Source organism: Brevibacterium sp. HMSC07C04 (assembly GCF_001815905.1).
In the GTDB taxonomy this organism is placed as follows: domain Bacteria; phylum Actinomycetota; class Actinomycetes; order Actinomycetales; family Brevibacteriaceae; genus Brevibacterium.
Genome location: NZ_KV823244.1, coordinates 70,372 through 74,790, shown reverse-complemented (window position 1 = coordinate 74,790; position 4,419 = coordinate 70,372). Strand labels below are relative to the sequence as shown.

At 62.5% G+C, this 4,419-nt stretch carries 7 protein-coding genes; 5 read left to right on the top strand and 2 right to left on the bottom strand.

The window, feature by feature from the left end:
- Positions 1 to 848: EamA family transporter (locus HMPREF3162_RS02650; protein WP_371089252.1), on the top strand; the 848-nt coding region annotated here is incomplete at its 5' end.
- Positions 845 to 1,852, top strand: a complete 1,008-nt coding sequence (locus HMPREF3162_RS02645; protein ID WP_083318875.1) for a dihydrodipicolinate synthase family protein — start codon at positions 845 to 847, stop codon at positions 1,850 to 1,852. The genes HMPREF3162_RS02650 and HMPREF3162_RS02645, both read left to right, overlap by 4 nt.
- Here the strand turns inward: HMPREF3162_RS02645 and HMPREF3162_RS02640 are convergent.
- Positions 1,833 to 2,429, bottom strand: a complete 597-nt coding sequence (locus HMPREF3162_RS02640; protein ID WP_256282614.1) for a TetR family transcriptional regulator — start codon at positions 2,427 to 2,429, stop codon at positions 1,833 to 1,835. The genes HMPREF3162_RS02645 and HMPREF3162_RS02640 overlap by 20 nt on opposite strands.
- A gap of 59 nt (positions 2,430 to 2,488) precedes the next feature.
- Here HMPREF3162_RS02640 and HMPREF3162_RS11970 point away from each other — a divergent pair, with 59 nt between their 5' ends.
- Entirely contained in the window at positions 2,489 to 3,034 is a 546-nt protein-coding gene (locus HMPREF3162_RS11970) for a GNAT family N-acetyltransferase (RefSeq protein WP_070776832.1), read from the top strand.
- Between the two features lie 183 nt (positions 3,035 to 3,217).
- Positions 3,218 to 3,499 carry a GNAT family N-acetyltransferase gene (locus HMPREF3162_RS11965; protein ID WP_256282612.1) on the top strand — a complete coding sequence of 94 codons (282 nt, stop codon included), beginning with the start codon at positions 3,218 to 3,220 and terminating at the stop codon, positions 3,497 to 3,499.
- Between the two features lie 131 nt (positions 3,500 to 3,630).
- Here the strand turns inward: HMPREF3162_RS11965 and HMPREF3162_RS02625 are convergent, their stop codons facing one another.
- Positions 3,631 to 4,170, bottom strand: coding sequence for a nuclear transport factor 2 family protein (locus HMPREF3162_RS02625; protein WP_256282610.1), 540 nt, complete (start codon positions 4,168 to 4,170; stop codon positions 3,631 to 3,633).
- Between the two features lie 44 nt (positions 4,171 to 4,214).
- On the opposite strand from HMPREF3162_RS02625, the gene HMPREF3162_RS02620 reads away from it, so the two are divergent.
- Entirely contained in the window at positions 4,215 to 4,397 is a 183-nt protein-coding gene (locus HMPREF3162_RS02620; protein WP_070776830.1) for a cupin domain-containing protein, read from the top strand.
- The last annotated feature ends 22 nt before the right edge of the window (positions 4,398 to 4,419 follow it).

Genomic DNA, 4,419 nt, shown 5'->3' with positions numbered 1-4,419 from the left:
GGACTATGGCGGTCGCCGCAATGCTGGCCGTGCAACTGTCCAACGCATTGTCCGTGCTGGTGATCGACCAGATCGGGCCGGCGGGCACCGCGTGGCTGCGTATGTGCTGTGGCAGCCTGCTCCTCTGGCTCATCGCCCGGCCTGCGATCCATTCCCTCCGCAGGAAAGACATCCCCGCGCTGATTGCACTGGGCGTGGCAACGGGGTTCATGACGGCGTTCTTCCTCGCAGCCGTTGAGCGCATCCCACTGGGCACCGCAGTCGCGATCGAGTTCCTCGGCCCGCTGGCAGTCGCCGGGATTATGAGCAAACAGCGCAAAGCTCTCATCTGGCCGATGCTCGCCCTCATAGGCGTCGTGCTTCTGACAGAACCATGGCACGGGAGAGTTGATTTCGCCGGTGTCTGCTTCGCGCTTATCGCGGGCACCTGCTGGGGCCTCTACAATCTGTTCACTCAGCACGTCGGAGACCGGTTCTCTGGCATCAGCGGCCTGTCACTGACGATCCCGGTCGCAGCGCTCGCAACGTTGCCGGTTGGTCTGCCGCAGGTCATCAGGGGCGAGCTCACCTGGTGGGTGATCCCGGTCACGGCGGGAATCGCGCTCATTTCGCCGGTGATCGCATTCGGCCTCGAGATGCTCGCCCTGCGCCACATGACCCACACTGCTCTCGGCACTCTGCTGTCAATCGAGCCCGCCTTCGGGATCCTCATCGGCTTGCTCGTGCTCGCCCAGACCCCCACCGTCATGCAATTGGCCGGTATCGCGCTGGTTGTTCTCGCGGGAGCAGCCGCGCAGCGCGACGGCAGACGCACGACCGAACACCGACTCGACCAGGACCAGTCATGACCAGCCAGCTTTTCACCGGCCTCTCTGCCTTCCCCCTCACCCCGCTCCACAACGATCGCGTCGACGAGCAGGCCTTCACGGGCCTCATTGAGCGGCTTGCCGCCTCGGGAGTGGATTCGATCACCACACTCGGGTCGACCGGCTCTTACGCCTACCTCACCCCGGCAGAGCGCGACCGCGTTGCGAAACTCGCGGTCGAGCATGCCGGATTGACTCCAGTGTTCGTCTGTGTTGGAAGCTTGCGCACCTCGCACATCCTCGCCCGTATCGATGCCGCAGAAAGAGCGGGAGCCGCGGGGGTGCTGGTACCCCCGATGACATATCAGGCCCTCACCGCCGATGACGTGTTCGAGCTGTATCGCACCGTCACCAAGTACACGGAACTGCCGGTGATCGTCTACGACAACCCCGGCACCACCCACTTCACGTTCACGTGCGACCTCTACGCCCGCATCGCCGACCTCCCTGGAATTGCGTCGATCAAGATCCCCGGCATTCCCACTGATCCGCAAGAAGCGCTCGATCACGTCGCCGCAATCCGTGCGATGGTGCCGGAACATGTCACGATCGGGGTTTCCGGTGACGCCTTCGCCGCGACGGGCCTGAATGCCGGCTGCGATGCTTGGTACTCGGTAATCGGCGGCACACTTCCCGCGCCAGCACTCACAATCACCCGCGCCGCACAAAAGGGCCGCGAGAGCGAGGCTGTGTCAGAATCAGAGCGGCTGGCACCCCTGCGGGAGTTGTTTGCCGAATTTGGGGGCAGTCTGCGCGTCACCGCTGCGATAGCCGAGCATCTCGGCTGGGCACCTCACGGGTGCCTGCCGCTGCCGATCCAGGGCCTCACCGAGGCGCAGCGCGCCCGTGTCGTGCAAGTGGTGGACGCACTAGGGCTTGCCCGACCAGCCGAATCGCTCCCTGCTGAAGGCAGTTACAGGTATTCCGACACCTCATGGACTACGAAAAGCGCAGATGACGGTGTTCCTAAGGCAGAAGCGCCTTGATGCCCTGAGCCAAGATCGCTTGCGGACTGATGTGATGCGCCGTGTGGAGACGCGCGTAGGTGGGAGCTTGCTCAGGGTCGATGACAACGCGCTTTTCATCAGGTGCCATCGGAGCAGTCAAGGCGGAGCCGATCACCAGGTTGGACAATCGGTAGGCAGTCCCAAGCGGGTCGGGGGCGCCCGCCTGTTCGAGAAGAACGCACATCCGTTCAGAGAGAGTCAGATATGCGGGACCTCTTGGCGCGCGCATACCGATGACCTGCCCGGCCCAGCGGTGGGCCGTGAGGTGCACGAAAAAAGCCTGCATGAGGTCAGGAAGGTCAGCGCTGCGGATCGCCTCGGACATCAAGGGATCATCTGCCAGCGCTGCGTCGAGGGCGAGATCAAACAGATCGTCAACCGATTCGACACGTGAGTACAGGCTCGCTGGCGCGACACCTACCTTCTGCGCCACAGACCTTAACGTGAGGGCTCTCAACCCTCCGTCGTCCAGCAGTTTGGCCGACACCCGCGCAACCTCCATTATGTCCACGGCACGGAGGCGCTGAACAGGTTTGCGATGCTCCCAGTAACTCACCCGACCAGCCTAACCAAACAATATTCTATTAGCTATCCGTACTATGTTAGGTTTAATCCATGCTTGATGCCACCGCCCTTCCGATCACCTATGAGGACACTCGCCTACGCCCCCTTTCTGAGCTCGACGCAGAGGCGTATGCAGCCGGCACCAAGGATGAAGCTGTGCGGCGCTTCGGCCACCTGCCCGAGTCCGACTACACCCCCGAGTCCGTGCGACGCATGATCGGCGAAGAGGTAGCAGCGGGGCTGGCGTCAGGCAAGTTGGCAGTCCTTGCGCTCGCGGATACCGAGACGAACCGGTTTGTGGGCTCCATGGTGCTCTTCGATGCCAACTCGGAGACAGCCGAGGTCGGGTTCTGGATTCATCCCGACGCACGCGGAAAAGGGCATGCCCGCCGAGGATTGGAGCTGGCGTCGCGTTTCGCACGCAACAGTGGACTCCAGACTCTGACGGCGCGCACACTTCCGGGGAACAAGGCCTCCCAGCAATGCTTGGCCAATGCAGGGTTCCGTGAGGCGGAGCGAGGTGTCGGAATCACGCCCGCAGGCCAGCACGAGGAGTTGTTCCACTACCGACGCATTCTCACACCTACCGCTCAGTAGCCGTTGGTGACGGAACGACTCCGGCTCCGTCTGCATGATGCTGAGGATGCCGTTTGGCTTCACAAGCTGTACTCTCAACCCGGCGTTGCCCGCTACCTGTTGGACGAGCCATGAACCGCGGAAGTCACCCGCGACAAGCTCTCCGAGCGGCTAGCGAAGACCGACCTCGATGGCGAGACTGGTGTGCTTGCACTGGTCATCGAAGATGGCGGCGTCGCAATCGGAGACGTGGCCCTTTGGCTCACCGATCACGAGCACCGTCAAGGCGAGATCGGGTGGGTTCTCGACCCAGCACACGGTGGGCACGGTTTCGCCAGCGAAGCCGTCCGAGCAGCACTCGCCCTCGGGTTTGACCACTACCGGCTCCACCGCATCACCGCGAAGATAGATGGCCGCAACAGTGCCTCTGCCGCGCTCGCTCGTCGTGTCGGGCTCCGGCTCGAGGCACATCACGTCCAGGACTAGTTCAGCAAAGGCGAATGGACCGACACCCTCATCTACGCGCAACATGCCTCCGAGAACATGCGCCAATCATCGGGAGTGTGAATTTCATGCTCCCTGTACGCGGCGGCAGAAGCGAGCGCGTACAGACGTGCTCAGTGGGTGGCTGTTGTCTGCTGGTACAGCGCGAGACGAGGCTTTCCGTCGACCAGCGTGTAGGTGCTGCTCATGACCGCCTCAAATGGATCCTCGTCACCGCGGGAGGCTTTGGCTTTGTAAACAATGGCAGCCGCGCTGTTTCCAGCGGCGACCATTCGAGCATCTGTGATCTCGTACCTGTCCCAGCCCGGCGCCTCGTTGAGTGAAGCCACCACGGCGTCACGGTCCATGATGAAGCCGTTCACCAAGACCATGAGGCCATCCTCGGTCATCAACTCGCCATAGAAGACAGCTCCGGCGCGGTTGCACAGGGAATCCCATCCCGCTCGCTCAAGATCCAACAGTGTGTCCAACGTCAGCAAGCCCATGCCATAACTATGCCATAACAACACTCGCACAAGCGACGGCGACAGTGCGGGTTGGCCGTTCGGCACCATGTGGGGCGCTTCGGCACCAAGAAATGCCCCCTCACCGCCCACGCAGCCGCCATTCAAGCCAACGGCGAATCCCGAATGCTTGCCGGGCAACAAGCCCAAGCCCTCATCGCCGCAACCCACCCCTGTGATGTTCAGGTATTTGAGTGCCGGAGCCCCTCCACGTCCAGGAGGGAGCAGTCACGATCGAAGCGGGCGGCAACCACTATGACCTCGCAGAAGGCGACGCACTGTCATTTCGCGGCGATGCTCCCCATGCCTACATCAACTCGACCGATGTCCCTGCCCGGTTCTCACTGACGGTGTTCGAACCGTGCGTGGGCGCGTGATCCGGCAGCGTGTGGCGGGGAT

What these genes read in the sequence shown, in the direction of transcription:
- HMPREF3162_RS02645 (WP_083318875.1), top strand. Translation starts at nt 845, where the DNA reads ATGACCAGCCAGCTTTTCACCGGCCTCTCTGCCTTCCCCCTCACCCCG.
- HMPREF3162_RS11970 (WP_070776832.1), top strand. Translation starts at nt 2,489, where the DNA reads ATGCTTGATGCCACCGCCCTTCCGATCACCTATGAGGACACTCGCCTA.